The organism is Chryseobacterium sp. CBo1 (assembly GCF_001693475.1).
GTDB lineage: Bacteria > Bacteroidota > Bacteroidia > Flavobacteriales > Weeksellaceae > Chryseobacterium > Chryseobacterium formosense.
The window spans coordinates 1-1,455 of the sequence record NZ_MAUH01000059.1 but is presented as its reverse complement, the minus strand read 5'-3'; the positions used below and the strand labels follow the sequence as shown (position 1 = coordinate 1,455).

The 1,455-nt window shown below is 35.5% G+C and carries 1 pseudogene; it reads right to left on the bottom strand.

What is annotated here, in order from left to right:
• Positions 1-141: 141 nt before the first annotated feature.
• Positions 142-1,455: pseudogene (locus BA768_RS18710) on the bottom strand (IS1182 family transposase); the annotation flags it as partial.

Genomic DNA, 1,455 nt, shown 5'->3' with positions numbered 1-1,455 from the left:
AAAGAGGCTGTCTCAAAAGGGCAGTCTTTTTTCGTGTTGAGTTGAAAAAAAAATCTTTTTTCAGGTTTTATTTTTTGAAAAATATAATTTTTTGAAAAACTCGAAGAATAAAATTGAAAAATCCAATAAAAGCAGTCTTTTTCAGGCTGCTTTTGCCATTTTCTTGAGATTGTGGGCAATGGCGAGAATACCGATTTCTACTTCGACTTTGGTTTTTCCTCGAAGCATGAAGCGTTTAAAATTTTTGTTGTGTTTGAGCTCTGCAAAAACAGGTTCAACATCATGACATCGCTGTTTTCGGAGTTTAATGCCTTTTCTGGTGTTGAGAAGTTTGAAAACCTTTTCCTTTATTTTTGCCAGTGTGGGATTATTTTGTGAAGTGGTTACTTGTCCCGATTTTTGATCTTTTCTGAAGTAATTGTATTTTACATAAGGTCGTATTTTCTTATTTTTCAAAAGGTTCTAATTTTCTTCTGAACCATAACCGGCATCCGCAACGAGTTCTTTGGGAACTCTGCCATAACATGCTTCAAAACCTTGTAAATGAGACGATAATGTTTTGGTGTCTGTAGGATTTGAATGGATTGAATAATGTAAAATAAATTGTTTATTTGTAGAAATCTGTAGATTATAAGCGGGTTTGAGCTGTCCGTTTCTCATATGATCTTCCTTCATCCGCATAAAAGTCGCGTCATGATCCGTTTTGGAATACGAGTTTCTGGCTTCTAAGATTTCCTGTTGTTTTTTATATTTGTCAAGATTGTTTGCCCAGTTTTTCTTGGCATAATTTAGTTTCTGACGAACTTTCGAAGGTACTTTTTTATCCTTCAGCGACTCATTAATTTTATTAATGGTTTGGGTTACTTTTTCAGAATCAACCTCCTTAAAGTCGATGTTTTCTGTATTTTGAAATTCATCTTCAGCCACACCTTCTGCATAATTCCAAAGTTCTTCCAGTTGCTGAGAAATCTTTTCTTTATGCTTTTTGATGGCTCTCCCCCAAACGAAAGTATAGCGGTTGGCATTGGCTTCAATCTTGGTTCCATCCACAAAAGTAGTTTCCAGACTTACCAAACCTACCTTCTCCAAAAGCAAAACAATTTGTGTAAAGATGGCTTTTACTTCGCCCTTCAACCGTTCACTGCGAAATCTGTTCAAAGTATTGTGATCAGGACGGCTCATTGCCGAAAGCCACATGAAATGGATGTTTTCCTTCAATGCCTGTTCCATTTTCCGGCTTGAATAAATGTTGCTCAAATAGCCATAAATCAAAACTTTCAAAAGCATTTTCGGGTGATAACACGAAGTTCCGCCCGGTTTGTAGGTTTTGATTAGATTTTTAATATCCAAACCATCAATAATGCTTGAAACTATTTTCACAGGATGCTTTTCATCAATCAACTCCGATAAATTCGGAGGAAAAAGTAAATTTTCTTTGGGATTGTAATCTTTAAA